The organism is Roseovarius sp. B-10 (genome assembly GCF_056859295.1).
Map to the genome: position 1 here is coordinate 39,168 of NZ_JBSXOE010000036.1, position 26,619 is coordinate 65,786.

28 protein-coding genes are annotated in these 26,619 nt (G+C 65.8%); 16 read left to right on the forward strand and 12 right to left on the reverse strand.

The annotated features are described in order from the left end of the window. Nucleotides 1-2 precede the first annotated feature (2 nt). From hemW to rph, 3 genes are read right to left on the reverse strand one after another with little or no spacing between them, the layout of a single operon-like run. The gene (gene hemW, locus AC13D8_RS13570) at nt 3-1,157 is read right to left on the reverse strand and encodes a radical SAM family heme chaperone HemW (RefSeq protein ID WP_482969264.1); all 1,155 of its coding nucleotides are present in this window, start codon (nt 1,155-1,157) and stop codon (nt 3-5) included. Continuing rightward, nucleotides 1,150-1,758 (reverse strand): RdgB/HAM1 family non-canonical purine NTP pyrophosphatase, encoded by a 609-nt coding sequence (rdgB, locus tag AC13D8_RS13575; protein WP_104019955.1) that lies wholly within the window; start codon nt 1,756-1,758, stop codon nt 1,150-1,152. The genes hemW and rdgB overlap by 8 nt, the downstream gene beginning before the upstream one ends. After that, complete coding sequence (gene rph / locus AC13D8_RS13580) at nt 1,751-2,467, reverse strand: ribonuclease PH (RefSeq protein ID WP_482969265.1); 717 nt, start codon at nt 2,465-2,467, stop codon at nt 1,751-1,753. Before rph ends, rdgB begins: the two co-directional genes overlap by 8 nt. 101 nt (nt 2,468-2,568) lie before the next feature. On the opposite strand from rph, the gene hrcA reads away from it, so the two are divergent. Beyond that, nucleotides 2,569-3,654: a heat-inducible transcriptional repressor HrcA gene (gene hrcA, locus AC13D8_RS13585; protein WP_482969266.1), complete on the forward strand. Its 1,086-nt coding sequence runs from the start codon at nt 2,569-2,571 to the stop codon at nt 3,652-3,654. Between the two features lie 3 nt (nt 3,655-3,657). After that, nucleotides 3,658-4,218 carry a nucleotide exchange factor GrpE gene (locus AC13D8_RS13590; protein WP_482969267.1) on the forward strand — a complete coding sequence of 187 codons (561 nt, stop codon included), beginning with the start codon at nt 3,658-3,660 and terminating at the stop codon, nt 4,216-4,218. 14 nt (nt 4,219-4,232) lie between these two features. On the opposite strand, the gene mutS is transcribed toward AC13D8_RS13590, so the two are convergent. Beyond that, a complete protein-coding gene (gene mutS / locus AC13D8_RS13595) occupies nt 4,233-6,851 on the reverse strand; it encodes a DNA mismatch repair protein MutS (protein WP_482969346.1) in 2,619 nt (872 codons plus the stop codon). 159 nt (nt 6,852-7,010) lie between these two features. Here mutS and AC13D8_RS13600 point away from each other — a divergent pair, with 159 nt between their 5' ends. After that, on the forward strand, nt 7,011-9,266 hold the full coding sequence (locus AC13D8_RS13600; protein ID WP_482969268.1) for an NADP-dependent malic enzyme: 2,256 nt from the start codon (nt 7,011-7,013) through the stop codon (nt 9,264-9,266). 56 nt (nt 9,267-9,322) lie between these two features. Here the strand turns inward: AC13D8_RS13600 and msrA are convergent, their stop codons facing one another. Beyond that, nucleotides 9,323-9,991: a peptide-methionine (S)-S-oxide reductase MsrA gene (msrA, locus tag AC13D8_RS13605; RefSeq protein WP_482969269.1), complete on the reverse strand. Its 669-nt coding sequence runs from the start codon at nt 9,989-9,991 to the stop codon at nt 9,323-9,325. A 148-nt stretch (nt 9,992-10,139) separates the two neighbouring features. Between msrA and AC13D8_RS13610 the strand changes: the two genes are divergently transcribed. Next, nucleotides 10,140-11,048, forward strand: coding sequence for a D-amino acid aminotransferase (locus tag AC13D8_RS13610; RefSeq protein ID WP_482969270.1), 909 nt, complete (start codon nt 10,140-10,142; stop codon nt 11,046-11,048). Here the strand turns inward: AC13D8_RS13610 and tmpT are convergent. Next, complete coding sequence (gene tmpT, locus AC13D8_RS13615; RefSeq protein WP_482969271.1) at nt 11,045-11,683, reverse strand: thiopurine S-methyltransferase; 639 nt, start codon at nt 11,681-11,683, stop codon at nt 11,045-11,047. The two genes, AC13D8_RS13610 and tmpT, sit on opposite strands and share 4 nt — an antisense overlap. A gap of 102 nt (nt 11,684-11,785) precedes the next feature. On the opposite strand from tmpT, the gene AC13D8_RS13620 reads away from it, so the two are divergent. Continuing rightward, nucleotides 11,786-12,508 carry a sulfotransferase-like domain-containing protein gene (locus AC13D8_RS13620; RefSeq protein ID WP_482969272.1) on the forward strand — a complete coding sequence of 241 codons (723 nt, stop codon included), beginning with the start codon at nt 11,786-11,788 and terminating at the stop codon, nt 12,506-12,508. Between the two features lie 72 nt (nt 12,509-12,580). Here AC13D8_RS13620 and AC13D8_RS13625 read toward each other — a convergent pair whose 3' ends face one another. Further along, complete coding sequence (locus AC13D8_RS13625) at nt 12,581-13,807, reverse strand: argininosuccinate synthase (protein WP_482969273.1); 1,227 nt, start codon at nt 13,805-13,807, stop codon at nt 12,581-12,583. Between the two features lie 103 nt (nt 13,808-13,910). Here AC13D8_RS13625 and ilvA point away from each other — a divergent pair, with 103 nt between their 5' ends. Next, nucleotides 13,911-15,149: a threonine ammonia-lyase IlvA gene (ilvA, locus tag AC13D8_RS13630; RefSeq protein WP_482969274.1), complete on the forward strand. Its 1,239-nt coding sequence runs from the start codon at nt 13,911-13,913 to the stop codon at nt 15,147-15,149. On the opposite strand, the gene AC13D8_RS13635 is transcribed toward ilvA, so the two are convergent. Then, nucleotides 15,146-15,478: an Hpt domain-containing protein gene (locus AC13D8_RS13635; protein WP_482969275.1), complete on the reverse strand. Its 333-nt coding sequence runs from the start codon at nt 15,476-15,478 to the stop codon at nt 15,146-15,148. The genes ilvA and AC13D8_RS13635 overlap by 4 nt on opposite strands. A gap of 164 nt (nt 15,479-15,642) precedes the next feature. Between AC13D8_RS13635 and AC13D8_RS13640 the strand changes: the two genes are divergently transcribed. Beyond that, nucleotides 15,643-16,902 carry a PP2C family protein-serine/threonine phosphatase gene (locus AC13D8_RS13640; protein ID WP_482969276.1) on the forward strand — a complete coding sequence of 420 codons (1,260 nt, stop codon included), beginning with the start codon at nt 15,643-15,645 and terminating at the stop codon, nt 16,900-16,902. On the opposite strand, the gene AC13D8_RS13645 is transcribed toward AC13D8_RS13640, so the two are convergent. Beyond that, nucleotides 16,877-17,320, reverse strand: a complete 444-nt coding sequence (locus AC13D8_RS13645; RefSeq protein WP_482969277.1) for an NUDIX hydrolase — start codon at nt 17,318-17,320, stop codon at nt 16,877-16,879. The two genes, AC13D8_RS13640 and AC13D8_RS13645, sit on opposite strands and share 26 nt — an antisense overlap. Before the next feature lie 75 nt (nt 17,321-17,395). On the opposite strand from AC13D8_RS13645, the gene hslO reads away from it, so the two are divergent. The 5 genes from hslO (at nt 17,396) to AC13D8_RS13670 (ending at nt 21,940) form a co-directional block, all read left to right on the forward strand. Next, on the forward strand, nt 17,396-18,391 hold the full coding sequence (hslO, locus tag AC13D8_RS13650) for an Hsp33 family molecular chaperone HslO (RefSeq protein ID WP_482969278.1): 996 nt from the start codon (nt 17,396-17,398) through the stop codon (nt 18,389-18,391). Then, a complete protein-coding gene (locus tag AC13D8_RS13655) occupies nt 18,360-18,983 on the forward strand; it encodes a CoA pyrophosphatase (RefSeq protein WP_482969279.1) in 624 nt (207 codons plus the stop codon). Before hslO ends, AC13D8_RS13655 begins: the two co-directional genes overlap by 32 nt. Continuing rightward, nucleotides 18,980-20,125, forward strand: coding sequence for a CCA tRNA nucleotidyltransferase (locus AC13D8_RS13660; protein WP_482969280.1), 1,146 nt, complete (start codon nt 18,980-18,982; stop codon nt 20,123-20,125). The genes AC13D8_RS13655 and AC13D8_RS13660 overlap by 4 nt, the downstream gene beginning before the upstream one ends. Continuing rightward, nucleotides 20,122-21,339, forward strand: coding sequence for a class I SAM-dependent RNA methyltransferase (locus AC13D8_RS13665; protein WP_482969281.1), 1,218 nt, complete (start codon nt 20,122-20,124; stop codon nt 21,337-21,339). Before AC13D8_RS13660 ends, AC13D8_RS13665 begins: the two co-directional genes overlap by 4 nt. A 100-nt stretch (nt 21,340-21,439) precedes the next feature. Continuing rightward, on the forward strand, nt 21,440-21,940 hold the full coding sequence (locus AC13D8_RS13670) for a L,D-transpeptidase family protein (RefSeq protein ID WP_129431089.1): 501 nt from the start codon (nt 21,440-21,442) through the stop codon (nt 21,938-21,940). Here the strand turns inward: AC13D8_RS13670 and dalA are convergent, their stop codons facing one another. Then, the gene (dalA, locus tag AC13D8_RS13675) at nt 21,941-22,456 is read right to left on the reverse strand and encodes a divisome-associated lipoprotein DalA (RefSeq protein WP_129431090.1); all 516 of its coding nucleotides are present in this window, start codon (nt 22,454-22,456) and stop codon (nt 21,941-21,943) included. Nucleotides 22,457-22,625: 169 nt separating this feature from the next. On the opposite strand from dalA, the gene AC13D8_RS13680 reads away from it, so the two are divergent. Beyond that, on the forward strand, nt 22,626-23,228 hold the full coding sequence (locus AC13D8_RS13680) for a L,D-transpeptidase (protein ID WP_482969282.1): 603 nt from the start codon (nt 22,626-22,628) through the stop codon (nt 23,226-23,228). Between the two features lie 141 nt (nt 23,229-23,369). Continuing rightward, entirely contained in the window at nt 23,370-23,558 is a 189-nt protein-coding gene (locus tag AC13D8_RS13685) for a hypothetical protein (RefSeq protein WP_129431092.1), read from the forward strand. 76 nt (nt 23,559-23,634) lie between these two features. Here the strand turns inward: AC13D8_RS13685 and hemH are convergent, their stop codons facing one another. Then, nucleotides 23,635-24,699 carry a ferrochelatase gene (gene hemH, locus AC13D8_RS13690; protein WP_482969283.1) on the reverse strand — a complete coding sequence of 355 codons (1,065 nt, stop codon included), beginning with the start codon at nt 24,697-24,699 and terminating at the stop codon, nt 23,635-23,637. A gap of 56 nt (nt 24,700-24,755) precedes the next feature. Beyond that, on the reverse strand, nt 24,756-25,574 hold the full coding sequence (locus AC13D8_RS13695; RefSeq protein ID WP_129431094.1) for a methyltransferase domain-containing protein: 819 nt from the start codon (nt 25,572-25,574) through the stop codon (nt 24,756-24,758). 35 nt (nt 25,575-25,609) lie between these two features. Between AC13D8_RS13695 and AC13D8_RS13700 the strand changes: the two genes are divergently transcribed. Together AC13D8_RS13700 and grxC are read left to right on the forward strand one after the other, a co-directional pair. Beyond that, nucleotides 25,610-26,320, forward strand: coding sequence for a double zinc ribbon domain-containing protein (locus AC13D8_RS13700; protein WP_482969284.1), 711 nt, complete (start codon nt 25,610-25,612; stop codon nt 26,318-26,320). 39 nt (nt 26,321-26,359) lie between these two features. Beyond that, nucleotides 26,360-26,617: a glutaredoxin 3 gene (grxC, locus tag AC13D8_RS13705; protein ID WP_104019975.1), complete on the forward strand. Its 258-nt coding sequence runs from the start codon at nt 26,360-26,362 to the stop codon at nt 26,615-26,617. Nucleotides 26,618-26,619 lie beyond the last annotated feature (2 nt).

Genomic DNA, 26,619 nt, shown 5'->3' on the forward strand with positions numbered 1-26,619 from the left:
GCTCAGGTCAACAATTCGCGCAGCACCGCGTTTAGCACCGGGCGCCCCGCGCCGGTGACCCGCAGCCGCGTGCCCGCAACCTCCACCATCGCGATATCCTCCAGGTGGCGCAGCCGCCCGGCATCGAGCGGCATCCCCGCCAGCGCTTCGTGTCGCGCCATGTCGATCCCTTCGGTCAGCCGCAGCCCCATGAGCAGGTGCTCGACCGCCTGCTCGCTTCGGTCCAGGGGCGCGCGCAGGCTCTCGCCTGTCCCTTTCGTCACCGCGTCGCGCCACGTCCCCGGCGCACGCCAGGCCTCGGTGGCGTGCCGTTGCCCGCCGATGGTCAGCCGCCCATGCGCGCCCGGGCCGATTCCGACGTAATCGCCATAGCGCCAATACACCATGTTGTGCCGCGATTCTGCGCCGGGTTTGGCGTGGTTGGACACCTCGTAGCTCCCCAGCCCCGCCGCCCCACATATCTCCTGCGTGGCCAGATACATGTCGGCGGCGAGATCCTCCTCGGGCAGCCCGCGCAGCCGTCCGGCGGCATAGCGCTCGCCAAACGCCGTCCCGCCCTCGATGGTAAGCTGATAGAGCGACAGGTGATCCACCGCCAGATCAAGCGCCCGGCGCAGCTCTGCCTGCCAGGCGTCAAGCGTCTGATCCTGCCGCGCATAGATCAGGTCAAAACTCGTCCGATCAAAGAATTTCCTCGCGATTTCATATGCTTGCATCGCCTCCGCCGCGCTGTGCAACCGTCCCAACCGCCGCAGGTCATCGTCGTTCAGCGCCTGCACGCCCAGCGATACGCGGCTCACGCCTGCCGCGGCATAGGCCGCGAACCGCCCGGCCTCGACCGAGGTGGGGTTCGCCTCAAGCGTGATTTCCAGGTCATTGGCCACCGGCCACGCCGCCCGCGCCGCCTCGATCACCGCGGCCACGGTGTCGGGCTCCATCAGGCTCGGCGTGCCGCCCCCGAAGAAGATCGACCCCAGCACCCGACCAGGCACTAACTTGGCGTAACTCGCGATTTCTTGCAGGTAGGCGTCGCGCCACCCCGCGTGGTCGATCTCCTGCGCGACATGGCTGTTGAAGTCGCAATAGGGGCATTTCGCCTGGCAGAACGGCCAGTGCACGTAGAGGCCAAAGCCCCCTGATTGCCAGTCCTCAGCCAAAGGCGCCGTCGATCATCTTGGCAAAGGCGTCGGCGCGGTGGCTGATCCGGTTCTTTTCCCAGCGATCCATCTCGGCAAAGGTCACGTCATGCCCCTCGGGCTGAAAGATCGGATCATAGCCATGCCCCTGCGCCCCACGCATCGGCCAGACGATCCATCCCTCGACGGTGCCCTCGAATACCTCGTCATGTCCATCGGGCCAGGCCAGCACCAGCGTGCAGCAGAACCGCGCCGTCCACGGCTGCGAAACACCGCTTTCGCGCAGGCGGTCATGCGCCTTGCCCATCGCCATGATGAAATCACGACCAGAGCCTGTTTCGGCCCAATCCGCCGTATAGACGCCCGGCGACCCGTCCAGCGCGTCGATCACGATACCCGAATCGTCGGCCAGCGCCGGCAGCCCCGTGGCCTTCGCCGCCGCGTGCGCCTTGATCCGCGCGTTGCCGACAAAGGTGGTCTCGGTCTCCTCGGGCTCCGGCAGCCCACGCTCGCCCGCGCCGATCACCCGCACGCCATACGGCTCAAGCAGATGCGCAATTTCCTCCAGCTTGCCGGCATTATGTGTCGCCACCAAAAGCGTGTCGCCGTCGAACTTACGCACCGGTCGCCTCGCGCTGTTTTGCCACCAACTCGCCCACGCCCTTCCCGGCGAGGTCGAGCAGCGTACTCATCTCGTCGCGGCTGAACGTTGCGCCCTCGGCGCTCATCTGCACCTCGATCAGCCGCCCGGCCCCGGTGAGGATGAAATTGCCGTCAACGCCGGCTGCGCTGTCCTCGGGGTAATCGAGATCCAGCACCGGTTGCCCGGCATAGATGCCGCAGGACACCGCCGCCACCGGGTCGGGCAGCGGGTCGCTCACGACATCCCCCGCCGCCATCAGCTTGCCCACCGCTAGCCGCAGCGCCACCCAGCCGCCGGTGATCGCGGCGCAGCGAGTCCCGCCATCGGCCTGGATCACGTCGCAATCCACCGTGATCTGCCGCTCGCCCAGCGCCACCCGGTCGGTGCCCGCGCGCAGCGCCCGCCCGATCAGCCGCTGGATTTCCACCGTGCGCCCGCCCTGCTTGCCGACGGCGGCCTCGCGTCGCATCCGGCTCCCGGTCGAGCGCGGCAACATGCCGTATTCGGCGGTGACCCAGCCAAGCCCCGTCCCCTTGACAAAGGGCGGCACCCGGTCCTCGATCGTCGCGGTGCACAGAACATGCGTGTCGCCCATCTTCACAAGGCACGAGCCTTCGGCATGTTTCAGAACGCCCGTTTCGATTGAAACGGGCCGCATTTCACTTAAATCTCTGCCAGAAGGCCGCATTACTGTCCCCTTGTGATGTTGGCCTCGGCATATAAGGGAGCGGTCCGTGATGGCAACCCCGATTGACCTTTGCCCCAAGCCGCCTTTAATGCCTGTTAACCATGAAAGCGCATCAAATGTCCGAGGATTCGAACCATCTGGCTCAGCTCAATGACCGCTCGCGCGAAGTGTTTCGCCGCGTCGTCGAGGGCTATCTTGCTACCGGCGACCCGGTCGGCTCGCGCACCCTCACCCGTGATTTCTCGGAAAAGGTGAGCGCCGCAACCATCCGCAACGTGATGCAGGATCTCGAATACATGGGCCTTCTGGGCAGCCCCCACATCAGCGCCGGGCGCGTGCCCACGCAAGAGGGGCTGCGCATGTTCGTCGATGGCCTGCTCGAGGTCGGCGGGCTCGAGGATACCGACCGCGCGCTGATCGATTCGACCATCGCCAGCAATTCCCGCGACGTCACCGGGCTGCTCGACAGCATCGGCTCGGCGCTTTCCGGCGTCACGCGCGGCGCCTCGCTGGTGCTCGCGCCCAAGCACGAGGCCCCGATCAAGCATATCGAGTTCGTCAGCCTCGCACATGACCGTGCGCTTGCCGTGCTGGTGTTTTCCGACGGGCAGGTGGAAAACCGGGTGTTCACCCCGCCGCCGGGTCAGACGCCAAGCTCGATGCGCGAGGCGGCCAACTTCCTCAACGCGCTGGTCGAGGGCAAGACGCTCTCGGACATGCAGCGCCGCATCACCACCGAGATCGCCGCCCGGCGACAGGAAATCGACGCGCTCGCCCACGCCTTTGTCGAAAGTGGCCTCGCCGTGTGGGAGGGCGAAGGCGAGCATCACGAGCGCCTGATCGTTCGCGGCCGCGCCAATCTCATCGACGCCGACGTGGACGAGGCCGATCTCGAGCGTATCCGCGTCCTCTTCGATGACCTCGAGCGCAAGCGCGACATCGCCGAATTCCTCGAACGCGCCGACGAGGGCGAAGGCGTGCGCATTTTTATCGGCTCAGAGAACAAACTTTTCTCACTTTCGGGTTCCTCTTTGGTCGTCTCTCCATATATGAACGCTGACCGTAAGATCATTGGCGCGGTGGGCGTAATCGGCCCGACGCGCCTTAACTACGGGCGCATTGTGCCGATCGTGGACTACACGGCACAGCTCGTGGGCAGGCTGATCTCCGACCGGAGCGAGAGGTAAGACATGGCAGAGCCGAAAGAACAGGGTTTCCTGGACGATATCGAAGAGGCCGCCGCCGAAGAGCGGGATGCGGCGGACACGGAAGTATCGCCGCAGGAGGCCGAAATCGACGCCCTGCGCGCAGAGCGCGACGCGCTTCAGGACAAGTTCATGCGCGCGCTCGCCGATGCCGAGAATTCGCGCAAGCGGTCTGAAAAGGACCGGCGCGAGGCCGAGAATTACGGCGGCTCCCGGCTTGCCCGCGACATGCTGCCGGTGCATGACAATCTCAAGCGCGCGCTTGAGACCATCACCGAGGATCAGCGCGCTGCTTCCGGCGCCCTTGTCGAGGGGATCGAGCTGACGCTGCGCGAATTGCTCAACGTGTTCGCCAAGCACGGTATCACCGTGATCGACCCGCAGGTGGGCGAACGCTTCGATCCGCAGCACCACGAGGCGATGTTCGAGGCCCCCCTGCCCGGCACCAACGCCGGCGAGATCATCCAGGTCTCGGCGCAGGGCTTCATGCTGCACGACCGCATCCTGCGCCCCGCGCAGGTGGGCGTCTCGTCGAACAAGGGCTGACCGTAGGGCGGGGTTTACCCCGCCGTCTCGGACAAGTCCTTCAATTCATAAATCAGATCCAGCGCCTCGCGCGGGCTGAGCGTATCGGGCAGCACCTCGGCCAGCCGCGCCTCTACCTCCGAGGCACGCGGCGCGGGGGCCGCGCTCGGCGGTGTCGCCGCAAACAGCGGCAGGTCGTCGATCAGCGCCTGCCGCGCCGCGCCGCCCTCGCGCTCGCCCTTCTCCAGCGCGTCTAGCACCACCCGCGCGCGCTCCACCACCGTCTCCGGCAGTCCCGCCAGCCGCGCCACCTGCACGCCATAGCTGCGATCCGCCGCGCCGCGCCGCACCTCGTGCAGGAAAATCACCTCACCGCCATGCTCCTTGACGCTGACCGTGGCATTGGCCACCCGGTCGAGCCGCTCGCTCAGCCGCGTCATCTCGTGGTAATGCGTGGCAAACAGCGTGCGACACCCATTCACTTCGTGCAGATGCTCCATCACCGCCCAGGCAATGGACAGCCCGTCATAGGTCGCCGTGCCGCGCCCGATCTCGTCGAGGATCACCAGCGCATGCGCGTCCGCCTGGTTGAGGATCGCCGCCGTCTCGACCATCTCCACCATGAAGGTCGAGCGCCCCCGCGCCAGGTCGTCCGACGCCCCGACCCGGCTGAATAGCTGGCTGACGATCCCGATATGTGCCGCCCGCGCGGGCACATAGCTGCCCATCTGCGCCAGGAGCGCGATCAGCGCGTTCTGCCGCAGGAAAGTGGATTTTCCGGCCATGTTCGGCCCGGTCAGCAGCCAGATATCGCTTTCGCCCCCGAGGTCGCAATCATTGGCGATGAACGGCGCGCCACCCTCGCCGCGCAGGGCGCGTTCCACCACCGGGTGCCGCCCACCCTCGATATGCAGCGCGCGGCTGTCGTCCACCCGTGGCGCGCACCAGTCCTCGGCCACCGCGATCTCTGCCAGCGCGGCCGCAAGGTCGATCTCCGCAAGCCCCGCCGCCGCCTCGCCCAGCGGTCCGGCCTGTGCCAGAATCTCCGCCTTCAGGCCATCATAGAGCCGCTTCTCGATCTCGATCGCCCGCCCTCCCGCGTTCAGGATACGGCTCTCCGTCTCGCTCAGCTCCGGCGTGGTAAAGCGCAACTGGCTGGCCGTGGTCTGGCGATGCTTGAACGTCTCGTTGAGCGGGGCGGCCAGCATCTTCTCGGCATGCGTCGCCGTTACCTCAATGAAATAGCCCAGAACGTTGTTGTGCTTGATCTTGAGCGAGGCGATCCCCGTCTCCCTGACATACTCTCCCTGCATCCGCGCGATCACTCCGCGCCCCTCGTCGCGCAGCTGCCGCACCTCGTCGAGTTCGTCATCGAACCCGGCAGCGATGAACCCGCCATCGCGCGCCAGCAGCGGCGGCTCGGCCACCAGCGCCCGATCGAGCAGGTCGCGCAGCGTATCGTGACCCGTGAGAGCGGCCACCGCCTCTTGTAGCCGCCCGGGCAGATCGTGACCGTCCAGCCGCGCCGCGATCTCCCCGGCCTGCGCCAGCGCATCGCGCACCGCCGCCAGGTCGCGCGGCCCGCCCCGGTCGATCCCGAGCCGTGACAGCGCCCGGTCGAGATCTGGCACCTTGCGCAGATCACCGCGCAGATCGTCCCGCAATCGGGACTGTTCCACCATGAATCCCACGCAATCGAGCCGCGCCTGTACCTCGTCAAGCCCCCGGCTCGGGCTCGACAGCCGCCGCTCCAACAGCCGCCCGCCCCCCGCCGTCACCGTCCGGTCGATCGTGGCAAGCAGCGATCCTGCGCGCCGCCCGTCGGGCCCGTGGGTCAGCTCCAGGCTGCGCCGCGTCGCCGCGTCGATCTGCATCGCCGACCCCTGCGCCTCGCGCACCGGCGCGCGCAAAAGCGGCAGCTTGCCCCGCTGCGTGATCTCCAGCCATTCGACGATTGCCCCCATCGCGGCGATCTCGGGCCGGGAGAACGCGCCATAGGCGTCGAGCGTGCCCACCCCGTAGAGCGCACAAAGCCGCGTTTCGGCCCCCGCGCTGTCAAATGCCGCCGCCCCCAGCGTGGTGAGCGCCGCGCCAGATTCAGACACTATTTCCGCGTAATTCGCCTCCTGCCCCTGCATCACGACAAGCTCACGAGGCCCCAGCCGCGCCAGTTCAGCGGCCAGCCGCGCACGTCCCAGCCCCATGACGTGAAACGCGCCGGTAGAGATATCCACCCAGGCCAGCGCCCCTTCGCCCCGCACCTCGGCAAAGGCCGCGAGAAAATTGTGCCGCCGCGCGTCAAGCAGGCTCTCCTCGGTCAGCGTGCCGGGCGTGACCAGCCGCACCACCTCGCGCCGCACCACCGATTTCGAGCCGCGCTTCTTGGCCTCCGCCGGGTCTTCCATCTGCTCGGCGATCGCCACGCGAAACCCCTTGCGGATGAGCGACAAGAGATACCCTTCGGCGGAATGCACCGGCACCCCGCACATGGCGATATCCTCGCCCAGGTGCTTGCCCCGCTTGGTCAGCGCGATATCCAGCGCCTCGGCCGCCGCCGCCGCGTCGTCAAAGAACAACTCGTAGAAATCGCCCATCCGGTAGAACAAGAGCGCATCCGCATGCTGCGCCTTGATCTCCAGGTATTGCGCCATCATCGGCGTTACTGTCGCGTCGGTCTCGCTCAATGCTGCCCCCTGTCGTTGGCGCAGACCTTACAAACCCCCCGGTTCGCGCGAAAGCCCCTTCCGCCTTTCGGTTGAGACAACGCCCGTCCCCCGCTATTGAAGATCGAACATCTCCGAAAAGGCCGCCCCATGACCAAACCAAAATATACCCGCGAAGAGGCGCTCGCCTTCCATCTCGAGCCGACGCCCGGCAAATTCGAGATCACGGCCACCGTGCCAATGACCACGCAGCGCGACCTCAGCCTCGCCTATTCCCCCGGCGTGGCCGTCCCTTGCGAGGAGATCGCGGCCAATCCCGAGCTTGCCTATGACTACACCAACAAGGGTAACCTCGTCGCCGTCATCTCCAACGGCACCGCGGTTCTCGGCCTCGGCAATCTCGGCGCGTTGGGCAGCAAGCCGGTGATGGAGGGCAAGGCGGTGCTGTTCAAGCGCTTCGCCGACGTCAATTCCATCGACATCGAGCTCGACACCGAGGACCCGGACGCCTTCATCAACGCGGTCCGCCTGATGGGGCCCACCTTCGGCGGCATCAATCTCGAGGATATCAAGGCGCCCGAATGTTTCATCATCGAGCAACAGCTCAAGGCGGTGATGGATATCCCGGTGTTCCACGACGATCAGCACGGCACCGCGGTGATCTGCGCCGCCGGGCTCATCAACGCGTTGCATTTGTCGGGGAAAAAGATCGAGGATGTGCGCATCGTGCTCAACGGTGCGGGGGCGGCGGGCATCGCCTGCCTCGAATTGCTGAAATCAATGGGCGCGCGGCACGAAAACTGCATCATGTGCGACACCAAGGGCGTGATTTACCAGGGCCGCACAGAGGGCATGAACCAGTGGAAATCCGCCCACGCGGTCAAGACCGGGCTGCGCACCCTCGACGAGGCGATGAAGGACGCAGACGTGTTCCTCGGCGTGTCGGCCAAGGGCGCGGTGACGCAGGACATGGTCGCCTCGATGGCCGACAACCCGGTGATCTTCGCGATGGCCAACCCCGACCCCGAGATCACCCCCGAAGACGCCCACGCCGTGCGTCCCGACGCGATCGTGGCTACCGGGCGCTCGGATTATCCCAACCAGGTCAACAACGTGCTGGGATTCCCCTATCTCTTCCGCGGCGCGCTCGACGTCCATGCCCGCGCCATCAACGACGAGATGAAGATCGCCTGCGCCGAGGCGCTCGCCCGGCTCGCCCGGCTCGATGTGCCTGACGAGGTGGCGATGGCCTACGGGCGCAAGCTCAGCTTCGGGCGCGATTACATCATCCCCACACCGTTCGATCCGCGGCTCATCCATACCATCCCGCCCGCCGTGGCCCGCGCCGGGATGGAGACAGGGGCCGCCCGCCGCCCGATCGTCGACATGGACGCCTACGAGCTGTCGCTCAAGTCGCGCATGGACCCGACCGCCAACATCCTGCGTGGCATCAACGCCCGGGCCCGGCGGGCGCAGGCGCGGATGATCTTTGCCGAGGGCGACGACGTGCGTGTTCTGCGCGCCGCCGTGCAGTATCAGCGCACCGGCCTCGGCAAGGCGCTCGTGGTGGGCCGCGACGACGACGTCAAGGCCAAGCTCGACGCCATCGGCATGGCCGACGCGGTGCGCGAGCTCGAGGTCGTGAACGCCGCCAAGACCGACCGGCTCGACGAGTACAAGGCGTTCCTCTACACGCGCCTGCAACGCAAGGGCTTCGACCGGCAGGATGTCCACCGCCTCGCCGCGCGCGACCGGCACGTGTTCGCCTCGCTGATGCTTGCCCACGGGCATGGCGACGCGCTTGTGACCGGGGCCACCCGCAAATCCGCGCATATCCTCGAACGGATCAACTACGTCTTCGACGCCGAAGCCGAGCATGGCGCGGTGGGCGTGACTGCGCTCTTGCACAAGGGGCGGATCGTGCTCATCGCCGACACCCTGGTGCACGAATGGCCCGACGAGGAGGATCTCGCCACCATCGCCACCCGCGGTGCCGACGTCGCGCGCCATCTCGGGCTCGATCCCCGCGTGGCCTTCGTCAGCTTCTCCACCTTCGGCTACCCGCATTCCGAGCGCGCCGAGAAAATGCACCGCGCGCCACGCGTGCTGGAACGGCGCGGCGTCGATTTCGAATTCGAGGGCGAGATGACCGTCGATGTGGCGCTCAACGCCCGCGCGCAAGAGAATTACCCGTTCCAGCGCCTCTCGGGGCCCGCCAACGTGCTCGTGGTGCCCGCGCGCCATTCGGCCTCGATCTCGGTCAAGCTGATGCAAGAAATGGCCGGGGCCACGGTGATCGGCCCGATCCTGTCGGGCGTCGGCGCCTCGATCCAGATCTGCTCGTCCAACTTCACGTCCAACGACATCCTCAACATGGCGGTGCTGGCGGCGTGCAAGGTGGGCTGACGCAGCGCGTGCCGCGATGCTTGGCGAATGGATATTTCGGGCAAGATGAAGTCCGGTCAGGACGCCCCGGCAAACGGGGCCGCCTCGCCCCACAGCGCCCGCACCCGCGCATCGCGCCCGCAGGCCCGGCGGTAGAGCTTGTAGGCGCTCGCCTTGGTCCGGGGTCCGAACCGGGTGAGGATGATGTCGCCGCTCTTGTAGTAATCCTGGTGATAGGCCTCTGCCGGCCAGAACCTGTCGAGGTCGCGCACCGGCGTCACGATTTCGCGCCCGAGGTCGCGGGCCGCCGCCTCGATTGCTGCCTCGGCAAGCCCTTTTTCCGCCGGATCAGAGACGAAAATCGCCGTGGTATAGCTCTCCCCCCGGTCGCAGAATTGTCCTCCCGCATCGGTCGGGTCGATCGAGCGCAGGAACAGGTGCACCAACGCCTGCCGCGTCACCTGCGCCGGGTCGAACGCGATCCGCACCGCCTCCAGATGCCCGGTGCCGCCGCGCGTCACTTCGCGGTAGGTCGGGCTCTCGACCGTTCCCCCGGCAAAGCCCGACTCGGCCTCGAACACGCCGGCGACCTTCTCGAAATCCGCCTCGACGCACCAGAAACAGCCGCCCGCGACCACCAGCGTCTCGCGCTCCGACGCCTCGGCACCCTTGCCCTGCAGGCACAGCGCCGCCGCAATCAGCAACGCCAGCATCCCCGCCTTGAGTTCCCGTATTCCGATGATCATGACCACACCCTCCTTGCCGCGCCCAAGCATGCCGCGCCGCCCCGTCATGACCAAGCGACAAGGCGGTGATCTCACGCCTTGTTGAGCACCGTTTCACCCTTGGCCCCCTCCCGCACCCCCGCTACCCTCGCCGGGAAAGGAGCGCGCCATGACAGATCAGCAAACCACCCACGCCGCCGAGGAGGATGCCCGCAACGCCGATATCCGCATCTGGCTCGATGGCCGCATCGTGCCGAGGGCGCAGGCGCTGGTCAGCGTCTATGACAGCGGCTTCATGCTGGGCGACGGGGTGTGGGAGGGGCTGCGCCTCTACAACGGTACCTGGGCCTTTGCCGATGAACACCTGGATCGCCTGTTCGAGGCGGCGCGCGCCATCGATCTCGATATCGGAATGACGCGGCAAGACCTGTTTCAGGCCGTGTTAGAGACACAAGCAGCCAATGACATGACCACCGACGCCCATGCCCGCCTGATGGTGACGCGGGGGATCAAGACGCGCCCCTTCCAGCATCCGTCGCTCTCGCGGCAGGGCCCCACCATCGCCATCATCATGGAGCATTCGACCCCCGCCATCGCCCGCCCCATCCGGCTCGCCACCGTGCCGCATATCCGTGGCCTGCCGATGACGCAGGACCCCAAGCTCAATTCGCATTCCAAGCTCAACTGCATCCTCGCCTGTATCGCTGCGGAAAAGGCCGGGGCCGACGAGGCGCTGATGCTCGATATCCACGGCTTCGTGAACACCACCAATGCCTGCAACTTCTTCATCGTCCGCCGCGGCGAGGTCTGGACCTCGACGGGCGACTACTGCATGAACGGCATCACCCGGGCCAAGGTGATCGACCTCTGCCGCGCGGACGGCATCCCGGTGTATGAGAAGAATTTCTCTCTGGTCGAGACCTACGGCGCTGACGAGGCGTTCCTCACCGGCACCTTCGGTGCGCAGACCCCGGTCGGCGAGATCGACGGCCGCGTGATCGGTGATGGCGCACAGGGCCCTGTCACGTCCCGTATCCAGAACCTCTACAAGGCACTGATCCGGCGCGAAACGGCTTAAAGGGGGCGCAGCAGCATTGCCTTCTCCCGCGCCGCGACGATCCCCTTGAGGCCCCCCGGCACCTCCGCATCGGCCAGCACCTCGATCGCATACCGCGCCCCGTGACAGCGCGCCACCTCCTCCTCGGTGATGGAAAACGGCGGGCCGTCCATCTCCGCCTGGTCGTACTCGAAGGTTACCAGCAGCTGCGGCGCGACGGCGGTGATCCCGGCCAGGTGCGCGGCATAGCGGCGGCGCATCCCCTCGGGCAGCGCCACCAGCGCCGCCCGGTCATAGACCGCGTCCACCGGGCCGAGCACGTCCGCCGTGATCTCGAAAATGTCGCCCGCGAAAATATCGATGCCGTCTGCCGAATAACGGCGATGCGATCCCGTCTCCGTGATTTCCGGCGTCACCCCCATTTCGGCGAACAGGTCGCGCACCGCGATCTCGCTCAGTTCCACCCCCGCCACGCGATAGCCCCGCGACAAAAGCCACGGAATATCAACAGCTTTGCCACAGAGGGGCAGGAACACGCGCTGCCCGGGTACAAGCGTTAGCGCGCCAATATGCGCCTCCAGCATCCGGTTGACACGGCCCTCGTGAAAGCCAAGCCGCCCCTCTTGCCACCTGTCATGCCAGAATTGCGCGTCCATCGCCTGTGCCCCCTGTATCGTCTGCCCTGATGTGGTAGCAGAGTTGCGAGCAAAGCCAAGCGCTTGTCGCTCACAAGCCGGGGAGCAAGGGGAGGGCCGGGAATGCACATCGCCATGTGGTCGGGGCCGCGCAATCTGTCCACCGCGATGATGTACGCCTTCGCCGCGCGCGGCGATTGCGCCGTGGTGGACGAGCCGTTCTATGCCGCCTACCTCGCGAAAACCGGCCTCGCTCATCCGATGCGCGACGAGATCCTCGCGGCGCAGCCGCAGGATCCGACCGCGGTGATCGAGCAGCTTTTAGGCCCTGTTCCAGCCCAAAAGCCGCATTTCTACCAAAAGCACATGGCCCAGCACATGATCCCCGGTATTCCCCGCGACTGGGTTCTTGGCGTCGTGAACGTGTTTCTCATCCGTCACCCCGCGCGCGTCGCCGCCAGCTTCTCGGTCAAGTACGACAACCCCACCCTCGCCGATATCGGCTTTGTCCAGCAGGTCGAGCTTTACGAGCAACTGGTGGCAGAGGGGCAATCCCCCGTTGTGATCGATTCCGCCGATATCCGGCGCGATCCGTCAACCATGTTGCAACGGCTTTGTGCCGCCATCGGCCTCGACTGGACGCCCGCGATGCTCACCTGGCCGCGCGGCGGCCACCCCGATGATGGGGTCTGGGCCGCGCATTGGTATGGGGCCGTCCATGACAGCACCGGCTTCGCCCCCGCCGAGGGGCCGCCGCCTGCGCTCCACGGGCCGCGCGCCGCACTGGCCGAGGCGGCGATGCCCGCCTACGAGCGGCTGCGCGCCGTGGCGCTCTCGCCCGGGTAAGCAAATCCTTGTGCCACCGTGCCGGGCGCGCCGCGAACCTCCCGGTTCACGCCTTGAACCTTGCGGTTCGACTCAGCCCTTCAGCCGCCGGTTCCGCGCCGCGAGCAGTTTCAGCCGCAGCGCGTTGAGCTGGATGAACCCGGCGGCATCCTTCTGGTCATAGGCCCCGGCATCCTCCTCGAAGGTGACATGCGCCTCGGAATAGAGGCTGTGATCGGACCAGCGCCCAACGGTCGTGGCCGATCCCTTGTAGAGCTTCAACCGCACCGTGCCGCACACATGATGTTGCGAGTGATCAATCGCCGCCTGCAACATTTCGCGTTCAGGGCTGAACCAGAAGCCGTTATAGATCAGCTCCGCATAACGCGGCATGAGCGAATCCTTGAGGTGCCCCGCGCCGCTGTCGAGCGTGATCTGCTCGATCCCGCGATGCGCCTCGAGCAGGACGGTACCGCCCGGCGTCTCGTAAATGCCGCGCGATTTCATCCCGACAAAGCGGTTTTCCACGAAATCGAGCCGCCCGATGCCATGCTTTCCACCCAATTCATTGAGCTTCGTCAATATGTTAGCGGGGCTCATCGGGGTGCCGTCGATGGCCACCGCATCGCCCTTGTCAAACGTGATCTCGATGAATTCCGGGGTGTCCGGCGCGTCCTCGGGGCTAACAGTGCGCTGATAGACATAGTCGGGCGCCGCCTCTGCCGGGTCTTCGAGCACCTTGCCCTCGCTCGAGGTGTGCAGCAGGTTCGCATCCACCGAAAACGGCGCTTCGCCACGCTTGTCCCTGGCGATCGGAATCTGGTTTTTCTCTGCAAAATCAAGCAGTCGTGTGCGGCTCGTCAGGTCCCATTCGCGCCACGGCGCGATCACCTTGATATCGGGGTTGAGCGCATAGGCCGCCAATTCGAACCGCACCTGGTCGTTGCCCTTGCCGGTCGCGCCGTGCGCCACGGCATCGGCCCCGGTCTCGGCTGCGATCTCGACAAGACGCTTTGAAATCAAGGGTCTGGCGATCGAGGTGCCAAGCAGGTATTGCCCCTCGTAGAGCGCGTTGGCGCGGAACATCGGAAACACGAAATCGCGGACGAACTCCTCGCGCACATCCTCGATGAAGATGTTTTCTTCCTTGATTCCAAGGAGTTTCGCCTTCTCCCGCGCGGGCTCCAGCTCTTCGCCCTGGCCCAGGTCGGCGGTAAAGGTAACCACCTCGCAGCCATATTCCGTCTGCAGCCATTTCAGGATGATCGAGGTATCGAGACCCCCGGAATAGGCCAGAACAACTTTCTTCGGCGCGGACATCATGCTTCCCCCTTCGCGGATTTCCCGCGCGATTAGCGGGTTTTGCGGGGCGGGGCAAGCCAGCCCCTTGCCAGCCGCCCGCGATTGCGTCACTGACACGGCCATGTCCGATTTCCGCGATACCGCCCGCGCCGCCGAGGCCGCCATGCGCGCCGTCTTTCCGCCGACGCCCTTGCAGCGTAACGACCACCTGTCCGAGCGTTACGACGCCGACATCTGGCTCAAGCGCGAGGATCTCAGCCCGGTGCGCTCCTACAAGCTGCGCGGTGCCTTCAACGCCATGCGCCACGTGCTCTCGGCGCGGCCCGATACCGCGCAGTTCGTCTGCGCGAGCGCCGGAAATCACGCGCAGGGCGTGGCCTATATGTGCCGCCATTTCGGGGTTCGTGGCGCGATCTTCATGCCGGTAACGACGCCGCAGCAAAAGATTGGAAAGACAGAGAAATTTGGCGGCGATGCCGTCACGATCCGGCTCACCGGCGACTATTTCGACGACACGCTCGCCGCCGCGCAGGACTATTGCGCGCAGGTGGGCGGGCATTTTCTTGCGCCGTTCGACGACGAGGATGTGATCGCCGGGCAGGCCAGCGTCGCGGTCGAGATAGAGACGCAGATGGAGCGGTTGCCCGATCACATGGTGCTGCCCGTGGGCGGCGGCGGGCTGTCCTCGGGCGTCTACAGCTATTTCGGTGACCGCGTACCGCTCACCCTGGTAGAGCCCGCCGGCGGGGCCTGTCTCGCCGCGGCGGTTGCGGCGGGGGCGCCAGTGCGGCTGGATCAGGTGAATACCTTCGCCGACGGGGCCGCCGTGGCGCAGATCGGCGCGCGTCCCTTCGCGCGCCTTGCCCCGCATGACGGCTTTGGCCTGATCGCTGTCGCCGAGGACCGGCTGTGCACCACCATGCTCGAAATGCTTAATGTCGAGGGCATCGTGCTCGAGCCCGCCGGGGCGCTGTCGGTTGATGCGCTCAAGGACGTGGGCGACCAGATTCGGGGCAAGACCGTGGTCTGCGTCACCTCCGGCGGCAATTTCGATTTCGAACGCCTGCCCGAGGTCAAGGAGCGCGCGCAGCGCTTCTCGGGGCTCAAGAAATACTTCATCCTTCGCATGCCGCAACGCCCCGGCGCGCTGCGCGATTTTCTCGAGGTTCTTGGCCCGGATGATGACATCGCGCGTTTCGAATACCTCAAGAAATCCGCGCGCAATTTCGGCTCGGTCCTCATCGGGATCGAGACGACGCGGCCCGAGAATTTCGATGCGTTCATCGCGCGCCTCGACCAGACAGGGTTTGCGTATCGCGACATCACCCGTGACGAGGTGCTTGCCGAGTTCCTCATCTAGGCGGCGATTCCCTCCGCGATCCCGGCAAGAAATGCGGCTTTCGATGCCTCATATCCGGAAACGATCCTGGGGATATCGACGCTATCACGCGCCCCCGCGCCCGATTTCGCCTCGCCATCGGCACACAGGTTGGCAAGTGCCTTAAAGCCGAGATTGAGCGCGCTGCCCTTCAGAAAATGCAACTGTGCCTCAAGATCATCCTCTGTCGTGGCGGTACGTAGCACCGCGAGCGCCGTCTCCACTTCCTCCAGAAACAGGTCGAGCACCTCCTCGAAGGCGTCGGCACCGATCTCTTCCCGCAGTTCCCGCACGCGAATCCAGTCTATCATGTCAGCCTCTCCCGCATTTCTGCCAGTCTCCGCACGAGGTCTTCAGAACGTGTTAACGTCGATGGGAAAATACCAGAAACTTTTATCATTCACGGGATGTAAACGCTCGTGCGGCGACCGTGTGCGCGAAACGAGTGATGGTGAGAGCGGTGCGCGGCGCAAACGTGACCAAGGATGAGGCCGCCGCCAGCTCCGATGCGCGGCGCGTTCTTGTCGTTGATGACAGCCGGGCGCAGCGGCGCATTCTCGGCAGTTACCTGCGGCAATGGGGCTATGTCGTCGAAGAGGCCGAAAGCGGTGGCGAAGCGATCGACATCTGTCATCGCAATCTTCCCGAACTCGTGGTCAGCGACTGGATGATGCCGGGGATGAGCGGCCCGGAATTCTGTCGTGCCGTCCGCGGGATGAACAACGACAATTATGTCTACTTCATCCTCCTCACCTCCAAGAGCGGCAAGGAAGAGATCGCGCTCGGCCTGGATGCCGGGGCCGATGACTTCCTCACCAAGCCGGTCAATTCCGCAGAACTGCGCGCGCGCATGGCCGCCGGGATGCGCATCCTTGATATGGAGCGCGAGCTGCTTGCCAAGAACCGGCTCGTCAGGGCCACGCTCGACGAATTGCAGGCACTCTACGATTCGCTCGACAACGATCTTGTCGAGGCCAACAAGCTGCAACAGTCGTTGCTCAGCGAACGCTATCGCGATCTCGGCCCGGCAGAGGTTTCTCTCTCGCTGCATTCCTCGGGCCATGTCGGGGGCGATCTCGTGGGCATGTTCCCGATATCCGACAGCCGTGTTGGTCTCTACGGGCTCGACGTGTCCGGCCACGGGATCAGCTCGGCGCTGATGACCGCACGGCTCGCTGGCTATCTCTCGGCCACCGTGCCCGAGCACAACCTCGCGCTGCACGAGATCGCCCCGGGGCGCTTCGCCGCGCGCCCCCCGGCCGAGACGGTGTCGCGGCTCAACCATGTCTTTCTCTCTGATCTCGAGACCGAGCATTACTTCACCATTGCGCTCGCCGATGTCGATCTCGCGACGGGCCGGGTGATCCTTGCGCAGGCCGGGCATCCGCACCCGGCCGTGCAGCGCGCCGACGGGTCGGTCGAGTTCGTGGGCGAGGGTGGCCTGCCCGTGGGGCTCATCGAGGGGGCGAGCTTCGACCAGGTAGAGTTCACGCTGGCACCTGGCGACCGGCTGCTCATTCATTCAGACGGGATCACTGAATGCGCCGACCCGGATGGGTTCATGCTCGGTGACACTGGCCTTGCCGCGATCATGCGTCACCTGCGCCAGACACGTGGCCCGGCCTTTCTCGAATCGCTCATGTGGAAGCTGTCCGATCACGCAGGCGAGGCGCGCTTTACCGATGATATCTCGGCGGTTCTTCTGGAATTCAGGCCCATGCCCCGGCCTGGCTGACGAAGTGGCGATCCCCGGCGTTGCCAAGCTCGCGCGCGGCGCGCGCGGGCGTGATCCACAGCGCCCGGTGCCCCGGCTCCGATGGCGGACCCAGCCGGCGCACCGGGCAGGCGCGATAAATCACGCAAAGCTTTTCCGCCCAGAGATCGTAGTCCGGCATGTAGGTGAACCGGCGAAACGCCCCGATCCGCCGCGGCCGCGCAATCAGCCAGCCGGTTTCCTCCCACACTTCGCGATAGAGCGCCCGCAGGGGTGATTCGCCCGGGTCGATACCACCCCCGGGCAATTGCAGCTCGGGCACCGGCGTGGCCTGATGCGTCACCAGAAGCCGCCCGCCCCGCGGCAGCACGGCATAGACGCCAGGGCGGAGCCGATAGCGGATACCGGGCCGCGGGGGCTCTCCGAATCGCCGTGTCATTCCGTCTCCTTCACGCCCGCCTTGTCCTGCCCTGCCCGTCGCGATATGCCCAAACCGCGCAGCGAAGGAAAGCCCATGACGCTTGGACAGAGGTTAGCGTGGGACGACACGGTCCTGCCGTTCCAGCTAGATCACGCGGATATCCGGGGCCGGGTCGCGCGGCTCGACGGTGTTCTCGACGCGATCCTGAAACAGCACGACTACCCGCCCCCCGTCGAGGCCCTGATCGCCGAGATGGCGCTCCTGACGGCGCTCATTGGTCAGACGATAAAGCTGCGCTGGAAGCTCTCGCTCCAACTTCAGAGCAAGGGCGGGGTCCGCCGCATCGCCAGCGATTATTTCGCCCCCACCCGCGAGGGCGAGCCGGCCCGCATGCGTGCCTATGCCAGCTTCGACCCGGACAGGATCGGCGACGGCGACGCCTTCGCGCAACTGGACGAGGGTTATTTCGCCGTGCTCCTCGATCAAGGGCAGGGCACGACGCCCTACCAGGGTATCACCCCGATAACCGGCAAGGCGCTGCGCAACTGCGCCGAGGCCTATTTCGCACAGTCAGAGCAATTGCCAACGCGGTTCGCACTCAGCTTCGGCAGGTCTACCGAGCAAGGGGGTGCCGAGCATTGGCGCGCGGGCGGCGTGATGCTGCAACACATGCCCAAGGCCTCGCCCTTCGCCAAGGACGGCGGCTCTGGCAAGGGCGGGCTGCTCGCCGCGCGCGACATCGTGCACGGCGACGATGCCGAGAACTGGGGCCGCGCCAATCACCTGCTCGATACGGTCGAGACGCTGGAACTGATCGGTCCGTCCGTCTCGCCGGCCGACCTGCTGGTGCGGCTCTTCCACGAGGAAGGCCCCCGCGTGTTCGAGACGCAGCCCGTGCGTTTCGGTTGCACCTGCTCCGAGGAGCGGGTGCGCAACAGCCTGTCGATATACTCGGCTCGCGACATCGCCAGCATGACCACCGCAGAGGGCATCGTCACCGCCGATTGCCAGTTCTGCGGGGCGCATTACCGGCTCGCTCCTGAAACTCTCGGCTTTGATGCCCCGGAGGCCCCGGGTGACACCGAGTGATCCCCTCACCCGCATTCTGAACGCGGCGGGCGCGCCGCGAGCGGGGTCGTCGGATTACGACCTCAACCGCGGGATCTCGCTACCCGAGGGGCGAAAGCTGCGGCCCGCGGCCGTGCTCGTCGCTGTCGAGACAGGCGGCGATGTACCGCGTGTGATCCTGACCACGCGCTCTTCGGCGCTGCGGCATCATCCGGGCCAGATCGCTTTTCCCGGCGGCAAGCAGGATTTGGGCGATGCTGACCTGCACGCCACCGCCCTGCGCGAGGCGCGCGAGGAAATCGGCCTCGCCCCGGACGCCGTCGAGATTCTCGCCGACCTGCCTCGCCACGAGACCGTTACAGGTTTCGATGTCATGCCGGTGCTTGCCCGTGTCTCCACCCCTTTCAGCCCCGTGGCCGAGCCGGGCGAGGTGGCCGAGATCTTCGCTGTCCCGCTTGCGCATGTTCTCGACCCTGCGCGTTTTCGCGTCGAGCAGCGCCGCTGGAAAGGGACGTGGCGGCGCTATTACACGGTGCCTTACGGACCGTATTACATCTGGGGCGCGACCGCCCGCATCCTGCGAGTGATGGCCGACATGGCGGGACGGCCATGAGGATCGAGGATGACTGGATCGTGCGCCCTGAGACACGCGCGGTGTTTGACGCGCTGTCCGCTGGCGGCCACAGGGCGCTGTTCGTCGGTGGCTGCGTGCGCAACGCGATTCTCGGTGTGCCGGTGGGCGATATCGACATCGCCACAGACGCGCATCCCGAAACGGTGATGACGCTGGCGCGCGAGGCGGGGCTCAAGCCGGTCCCGACCGGGATCGACCACGGCACGATCACCGTGGTCTCGGGCGGGCTGCCGCACGAGGTCACCACCTTTCGCGCCGATATAGAGACGTATGGACGTCACGCGCAGGTCGCCTTTGGCCATAGCATCGAGGCTGACGCACGCCGCCGCGATTTCACCATGAACGCGCTCTATGCCGAGTGCGATGGCCATGTGCTCGACCCGCTTGGCGGGCTGCCCGACCTGCGCGCGCGCCGCGTGCGGTTCATCGACGACCCGGCACAGCGCATTCGCGAGGATACCTTGCGCATCCTGCGATTCTTCCGCTTTCACGCCTGCTACGGCGATCCGCAGGGTGGCCTCGATCCTGACGGGCTCGCTGCCTGCGCCGCCGCCCGCGACAGCCTTGCCGCCCTCTCGCGAGAGCGAATCGGGGCCGAGATGCGCAAGCTTCTGGCCGCCCCCGATCCCGCGCCCTCGGTCGCAGCGATGCAGGCCGCGGGCGTGCTCGGGGCGATCTTGCCGGGGGCCGACGCGGCGGCACTTGCCCCGCTCGTCCACCTCGAGGCGGAAACGGAGACGGCCCCCGATGCCCTCCGCCGTCTTACCGCGCTGGGCGGCGAGGATGCGTCAGAACGGCTGCGCCTCTCGCGCGCCGAAGGCCGGCGGCTGGCGCGCCTGCGCGACGGGATCGAGAGCGGCATGTCCACCGCCGAGATCGGCTATCGCTTCGGGGCCGGGGAGGGGGCCGATATCGTGCTCCTGCGGGCGGCACTCCTTGGCACCCCGCTTGCGCCGGACGCACTCGACGACATCAGGCGCGGCGCGGCGGCGGTGTGCCCGGTCCGCGCCGCCGACCTGATGCCAGAGCACTCCGGCGCCGACCTCGGCCGCCGCCTGTCCGAGATCGAGACTCGCTGGATCGCCTCGGGCTTTACCCTGCGCCGCGAGGACCTGCTGTGAGCACGCACCGCATCCTGCGGCTTGGCGCGCGGGGCGATGGCGTGGCCGAGGGTCCGCTCTTCGCGCCGCGCACCCTGCCGGGCGAGGAGGTGAGCGGCACGCCCGATGGCCAGCGCCTCACCGATATCCGCATCCTCACGCCCTCGTCCGATCGCGTCCGCGCCCCTTGCCGCCATTTCGCGCAATGCGGCGGCTGCCAGCTTCAGCACGCCTCTGACGGCTTCGTCGCGGAGTGGAAGGCAGAGCAGGTGTGCGCCGCCCTGCGCGGTCGTGGGATCGAGGCCAAGATCGCTCCCGTTCTGACCTCGCCTCCCGCTTCGCGCCGCCGCGCGGTTCTGGCGGCGCGGCGCACGAAATCCGGCGCGCTGGCGGGGTTTCACGCGCGGGCCAGCGATCAGGTGGTCGAGGTGCCCGATTGCCACCTGCTGCACCCCGATCTCATGCCCGCGCTTGCCGCTGCCCGCGATCTCGCGCTCACCGGGACGAGCCGCAAGGCCGAAATCGCGGTCACGGCGACGCTGTCGCGCGCCGGTCTCGATCTGGCGGTCGCGGGCGGCAAGCCGCTCGACGGGCCGTTGCGCCTGTCGCTCGCCGCGCTGGCCGAGCGGCATGATCTGGCGCGGCTGGCCTGGGAGGACGAAACCGTGCTCACCCGCCGCGCGCCGGTGCAAGATTTTGCCGGGGTGCCGGTTGTGCCCCCGCCCGGTGCGTTCCTTCAGGCCACAGCCGAGGGCGAGGCGGCGTTGATGGCCGAGGTCATGGCGCTTCTCGACGGCGTGCGGCGCGTGGCCGATCTCTTTGCTGGGTGCGGCACCTTCACCTTTCCGCTGGCGCGGCGCGCGGCGGTGCACGCGGTCGAAGGCGCGCCCGGGATGATCGCCGCGCTCGATCACGCCGCGCGCCACGCGCAGGGGCTGCGGCCCGTCACCCACGAGGTGCGCGACCTCTTTCGCCGCCCGCTCGATGCGCAGGATTTGGCTCAGTTTGACGCCGTGGTGATCGACCCGCCGCGCGCCGGGGCCGAGGCGCAGATCGCCGAACTGGCGCGTTCGGGCGTGCCGCTCATTGCCCATGTCTCCTGCAACCCGATGACGTTTGCCCGCGATGCCGGGACGCTGTTGGCGGCGGGGTATCGAATGGGGCCGGTGCGCGTTGTCGATCAGTTCCGCTGGTCGGCGCATGTCGAGTTGGTCGCGGGCTTTCATCTGCACTGACGCGATACCGACACGATACCGACACGATACAGCTAGGCAATTTTCGACGAATCCGGTATATTCAGAAAAAAATCCAGAGGTCGGCAGTGTGGGCAAACCCGTGAATATAACCAGACGTTTCACCCTTCTCGCCGGTGCCGCCGCGCTTGCAGGATGCGCCGGGCCATCGAAGTTTCGCACCTATCGCGGACCCGAGGTCACCCGCGTCATCGTCGACAAGGGCGCGCGCGAAATGTTCCTTTTGCATCAAGGCAGTACGCTGAAACGCTACAAGATCGACCTGGGCTTTGCGCCCGATGGTCACAAGCAGTTCGAGGGCGACGGCAAGACGCCGGAGGGCGATTATCTCATCGACCGGCGCAACCCCAACAGCGCCTATCACCTCTCGCTCGGCATCTCCTATCCCAACGAGGCGGACATCGCCTATGCCCGTCTGCTCGGCAAGTCCCCGGGGGGCGACATCTTCATTCACGGCGAGGCGAAGACGTTCGCATTTCTCAAGTCGGATTGGACCGCAGGCTGCATCTCGGTCAAGAATCGCGAGATGGAGGATATCTACGCCATGGTCCGCAACGGCACGCCGATCACCCTATATGGATGATCAGGCACCGAGCGTCAGCGTCCACCACAGCTTGCCGCCCCGATCCTGGTGCCAGGCAAAGCCCATTCGGCGTGCCTCGGGCGAAAGTATGACGCGGCGCGTGACATCGTCCTCCATCCAGGCGGCGAGTGTTTGGAGCTCGCTCTCGTAGGTCTCCGAGATCGTCTCGCCGATGAATTCTCCCTGGTAGCCGACGCGCTTTACCCGGTCGAGCGGTGAAGAGCCGTCGGAGCCGAAATGCCACGGGCGCTCCTGCACCGACATGTCGCGGGAATGGGTCGCGGCGGCGGCGGTCAGCTTGTCATCGAGAACGAGCGGGCTGACACCGGCGGCCTCGCGCAGGGAATTGACCGCATCCAGCATCCGGAACCGGATCTCGCGGGTATCGCCCGGCGATATCCGGTAGACCCGCGGCAGCGGCTTGCCGTCGGGCCCCATCTGAGGTGGCGACGGCGGTGCGGCGCAGGCCGACAGGGCCAGAACGGAGACCATAAGAAGAACGAATACGCGTATCATGTTGCTGTGCCACCCGAGCCTGTTACGAAAACCTGCTTTAGCCCGACCTGCACGCATTTTCAAACCGGCATGAGCCTGATGTAGCATTTTCGCGCTTGTTTGATTTGCGACTGCGTCCTGAAAGCCATATATTATGCGCCAAGGTGGCAAGGCAGGTGGAGTGAAAACGATGTCGTCATACATCCCGAAAAAGATGAAGCGGCGCGCATTTCTCGCCGGCAGCGCGGCAATGATCGGCGCGCCCGCGCTGGCCCAGAATGTCGATGGTGATGGTACGGTCGAAATTGAGAGCGAGGTCACAGAGTCGGTGCGGCGCAACATCTCGGCGTTCCGCATGCTCGACTGGAAGCCTTATTTCTCTAACCTCCGGAATGGCGCGATCCTTTGCGACACGGATTCGCGGGCGGTGCATTACTGGGACGAGGACGGCGAGACTTACAAGCTCTACCCGTCCTCCGTTCCGCTGACCGATGAGCTAACGCGCCGCGGCCGCACACGAGTTGTACGCAAGGTCGTAGGGCCGAGTTGGCGACCCACGCCGTCGATGCTCAAGCGTAACCCTGACTGGCCCGCCTACGTGCCACCGGGGCCCGACAACCCGCTGGGCACCCACGCGCTCTATCTGAGCTGGACCTACTACCGCATCCACGGCACGCATGACACGCGCAAGATCGGGCGGCGATCATCGAACGGGTGCATCGGGCTTTATAACGAGCACATCCAGGAGTTGTTTGCGCTCGCCAAGGTTGGCACGCAGGTGTTGCTTATTTGACAAAATCGCGGCGGCAAATGTGCATCAAGCGGCAAGTTGAGTTTGCATTCTTCACGATTTGCTGATTAGAAAAAGTTACGAGGTAAGTCTTGGGCGCTTGGTCGTTTCTGTGATGACCAAGCCCGCATCTGGAGGATTATGATGAAAAAACTCGTTCTCGCTGCCGCCTTTTCCGCCGCTGCATCCACCGGTTTCGCTGGAAACCTGGAAGAGCCTATGGTTGAGGCCCCGGTCATCGTCGAAGAAACCAACGCCAGCTCGTCTGCCGCTGCCGTCTGGGTGCCGCTGCTGCTGCTGGCGATTGTTGCCGCGGTTGTTGCCGCCGACTGATCCGGTTTTTCGTAACAAGAGAAAAGGCAGCGCTTCGGCGCTGCCTTTTTTCATGTCCGCATTCCGCCAGTGACGTTCAATCGAGCCAACCGGCGAGATTCTTTTCCACGATGGCCGACAGGGCCGTGATATGCGCCTCGTCATCGTTGAGACATGGAATGTAGGTGAATTCCTTTCCGCCCGCCTCCTCGAAGCTTTCGCGGATTTCCTCGTTGATCTCTTCCAGCGTCTCGATGCAATCGGCGGAAAAGGCAGGAGCCATCACCGCGATGCGCTTCTTGCCCTCTTCGCGCGCGAGGCGGGCAACCTCGTTCACCGTGTAGGGTTTGAGCCATTCCTCCGGGCCAAAGACCGACTGGAACGTGGTTGTGATCTCCGTCTGCTCCCAGCCGAGACGCTCGCGCAAGAGCCGCGTCGTCTTCTGGCACTGGCAGTGATACGGGTCTCCCTGCATCAGGTATCGCTTTGGCATCCCGTGATAGGACACGACCAGAATCTCCGGCCGCGTCTCCGCCACTGCATAGGCGCGCTCCACCGATTGCGCGAGCGCCTCGATATAGAGGGGATGCTCGAAATACGGCTCGACCACCCGCGCCACCGGCTGCCATGTTTCCTGCATCAGCGCGCGGAAGAATTGATCGTTGGCCGTGGCCGAGGTGGCGCCCGCGTAATGCGGATAGAGCGGGAAGAACAGGATGCGGGTGCAACCCGCCTCGGTCAGCGCGCGCACCTTGGATTTCGTGGATGGGCTGCCATAGCGCATGCAGAAATCGACCATCACGTCGTCGCCATACCGCGCCTTCATTGCATGTGCGAGCTTCTCGGTCTGATCGCGCGTGATGGTCATCAGTGGGCTCTCGCCCTTTTCCTCGTTCCAGATCGACTTGTAGGCGGCGCCCGAGGTGAACGGTCGCTTGCTGAGGATGACAAGCTGCAACAGCGGCTGCCATTTCCACGGCGCGTAGTCGATCACACGGCGATCCGAAAGAAACTCGTTGAGATAACGGCGCATTGGCCAATAGCTGTAGTGATCCGGCGTGCCGAGATTGGCCAACAGAACGCCGGTCCTGGCGCGTGGCACCTTGGGGTGGTCGGTGGGGGCGTGGCTGGGTCGCGTCGCGTCGCGGCTGGCATCAAGCATGGCGCAGAGGTTCCTTTGCACGGATCACCGTTGACATAACGGTTACGCAAGCGAGGTCAATCTTCGAGGGGATTTTCCCGTGTTTCCAGCGCATCCGCCAGCCGTGCGGCGGCCGATCCGGGACGTAGCGGCTGCGGCTGGCTCGGGTCCGGGGCCCAGCCGGTCAGAAAGACCATCTCGGCGCTGACGCGGACCCCGCCCTCGGGATGGGCGAAGTCGCGCGCGTAGATGTCGCAAGCCCGTGCCAGTACGTCGCGCCGCAGCGCACCACGCGGGCGCGCGTCCATCGCGTTGGTCTCGCCCATGGCGCGCAGCTCGCGCATGAGCGCGAGCGCGTCCGCATAGCGCAGGTCGAGCGGCAGCCTGTCGGCCACCGGCAGCGCAAACCCGGCGCGCTGCAACAGCGCGCCGAGATCGCGGATATCCCCCATCGGCAGGACGCGCGGCGACAGACCCCCGGTCACGTCCGCCTCGGCCTGCGCAAGCGCGGCGCGCAATTCCTGCAGGCTGCCCCCGCCGAACAGCACTGCGAGCATGAGCCCGTCCGGGCAAAGCGCGCGGCGCGCCTGCACAAGTTGTCCCACCGGGTCGTCCGCCCAGTGCAGGCACAACGCATGGATCACCAGATCATGCGCCCCGGGCCGCAGCGTCAGCGTCTCGTCATCCGCGACCACGGTCGCATCCGTATGCCGCGCCCGCCAGAAATCCGGAAAACCGGTGATGAGGGCCGGAGCCGTAAAGGATCTGTTAACCATCCGCAGCCGATCCTCGATCTCCTCGGCGGCAAGTTCGTGCAGGAATGTCACGGGTGCACGCAGCGCACGGGCGCGCTGGCGCAAGAGGGCGGGGCGGTCGGTCAGCTTGGCTTGGCTCATGGGGGGAAAATAGAATGGCGCACCCGGCTTTACAAATGGCAGTTCGTCTCGTCTATCCGCCGCGCTGCACGCTGTGCGGCGTGACGGTGGATGATGCGTTTGGCCTGTGCGGGGCGTGCTGGCGTGACACGCCTTTCATCACCGGGCTAGTATGCGACCTGTGCGGCGCGCCGCTGCCCGGCGATGCGGGCGCGGATACGGAGCACTGCGATGATTGCCTTGTCAGCGCGCGGCCCTGGACGCGCGGGCGGGCGGCGCTGCGCTATGACGCGAATGGGCGGCGTCTGACGCTGGCGCTCAAGCATGGCGACCGGCACGACGTGGCCCATCCCGCTGGCAAGTGGCTCGCGCGGAGCGCGCAGCCGATGCTCTTGCCCGGCATGTTGATCGCGCCGGTGCCGCTGCATTGGACACGGTTGCTCACGCGGCGATTCAACCAGTCGGCGTTGCTGTCGCATGCGCTTGCGCGGGAAACCGGGCTGACAAATGTGCCCGATCTCTTGTTCCGGCAGCGGCGGACGCGGAGCCTCAAGGGGCTCGACCGGGCCGCACGCCATGCGACGCTCGACGGTGCGATCTGCCCCAACCCGCGCCATGCCGATGCGGTGCGCGGCGCGCGCGTGCTCCTGGTCGATGACGTGATGACATCGGGCGCAACCTTCTCGGCGGCGGCACAGGCGTGTTTCGCGGCCGGGGCGGAGGATGTGTGCATTCTCGCACTGGCGCGCGCTGTCAGGGATGCCTAAGTTCCTGTCAGAACAGGACAGGACGACACAGGACGACACATGCCCCAGATCGAGATATACACCTCACCGCTTTGTGGCTTCTGCCATGCTGCCAAGCGGCTCCTGAAACAGAAGGGAGCCGCCTTCTCAGAAATCAACGTGCTTGCACAACCCAAGCGCAAGGCCGAGATGATGGGTCGCGCGAGCGGTCGCCACACTGTGCCGCAAATCTTTATTGGCGAGACCCATGTCGGCGGCTGCGATGAGCTTTATGCGCTCGATCGTGCGGGCAAGCTCGACACGCTTTTGCAGGGGTGAGC

Bases quoted from the DNA above. Each gene is read 5' to 3' on its own strand.
- rph (WP_482969265.1), bottom strand. From the start codon at position 2,467: ATGCGGCCTTCTGGCAGAGATTTAAGTGAAATGCGGCCCGTTTCAATC.
- hrcA (WP_482969266.1), top strand. From the start codon at position 2,569: ATGAAAGCGCATCAAATGTCCGAGGATTCGAACCATCTGGCTCAGCTC.
- AC13D8_RS13590 (WP_482969267.1), top strand. From the start codon at position 3,658: ATGGCAGAGCCGAAAGAACAGGGTTTCCTGGACGATATCGAAGAGGCC.
- mutS (WP_482969346.1), bottom strand. From the start codon at position 6,851: ATGATGGCGCAATACCTGGAGATCAAGGCGCAGCATGCGGATGCGCTC.
- AC13D8_RS13600 (WP_482969268.1), top strand. From the start codon at position 7,011: ATGACCAAACCAAAATATACCCGCGAAGAGGCGCTCGCCTTCCATCTC.
- msrA (WP_482969269.1), bottom strand. From the start codon at position 9,991: ATGATCATCGGAATACGGGAACTCAAGGCGGGGATGCTGGCGTTGCTG.
- AC13D8_RS13610 (WP_482969270.1), top strand. From the start codon at position 10,140: ATGACAGATCAGCAAACCACCCACGCCGCCGAGGAGGATGCCCGCAAC.
- tmpT (WP_482969271.1), bottom strand. From the start codon at position 11,683: ATGGACGCGCAATTCTGGCATGACAGGTGGCAAGAGGGGCGGCTTGGC.
- AC13D8_RS13620 (WP_482969272.1), top strand. From the start codon at position 11,786: ATGCACATCGCCATGTGGTCGGGGCCGCGCAATCTGTCCACCGCGATG.
- AC13D8_RS13625 (WP_482969273.1), bottom strand. From the start codon at position 13,807: ATGTCCGCGCCGAAGAAAGTTGTTCTGGCCTATTCCGGGGGTCTCGAT.
- ilvA (WP_482969274.1), top strand. From the start codon at position 13,911: ATGTCCGATTTCCGCGATACCGCCCGCGCCGCCGAGGCCGCCATGCGC.
- AC13D8_RS13635 (WP_482969275.1), bottom strand. From the start codon at position 15,478: ATGATAGACTGGATTCGCGTGCGGGAACTGCGGGAAGAGATCGGTGCC.
- AC13D8_RS13645 (WP_482969277.1), bottom strand. From the start codon at position 17,320: ATGACACGGCGATTCGGAGAGCCCCCGCGGCCCGGTATCCGCTATCGG.
- hslO (WP_482969278.1), top strand. From the start codon at position 17,396: ATGACGCTTGGACAGAGGTTAGCGTGGGACGACACGGTCCTGCCGTTC.
- AC13D8_RS13655 (WP_482969279.1), top strand. From the start codon at position 18,360: ATGCCCCGGAGGCCCCGGGTGACACCGAGTGATCCCCTCACCCGCATT.
- AC13D8_RS13660 (WP_482969280.1), top strand. From the start codon at position 18,980: ATGAGGATCGAGGATGACTGGATCGTGCGCCCTGAGACACGCGCGGTG.
- dalA (WP_129431090.1), bottom strand. From the start codon at position 22,456: ATGATACGCGTATTCGTTCTTCTTATGGTCTCCGTTCTGGCCCTGTCG.
- AC13D8_RS13680 (WP_482969282.1), top strand. From the start codon at position 22,626: ATGTCGTCATACATCCCGAAAAAGATGAAGCGGCGCGCATTTCTCGCC.
- AC13D8_RS13685 (WP_129431092.1), top strand. From the start codon at position 23,370: ATGAAAAAACTCGTTCTCGCTGCCGCCTTTTCCGCCGCTGCATCCACC.
- hemH (WP_482969283.1), bottom strand. From the start codon at position 24,699: ATGCTTGATGCCAGCCGCGACGCGACGCGACCCAGCCACGCCCCCACC.
- AC13D8_RS13695 (WP_129431094.1), bottom strand. From the start codon at position 25,574: ATGAGCCAAGCCAAGCTGACCGACCGCCCCGCCCTCTTGCGCCAGCGC.
- AC13D8_RS13700 (WP_482969284.1), top strand. From the start codon at position 25,610: ATGGCAGTTCGTCTCGTCTATCCGCCGCGCTGCACGCTGTGCGGCGTG.
- grxC (WP_104019975.1), top strand. From the start codon at position 26,360: ATGCCCCAGATCGAGATATACACCTCACCGCTTTGTGGCTTCTGCCAT.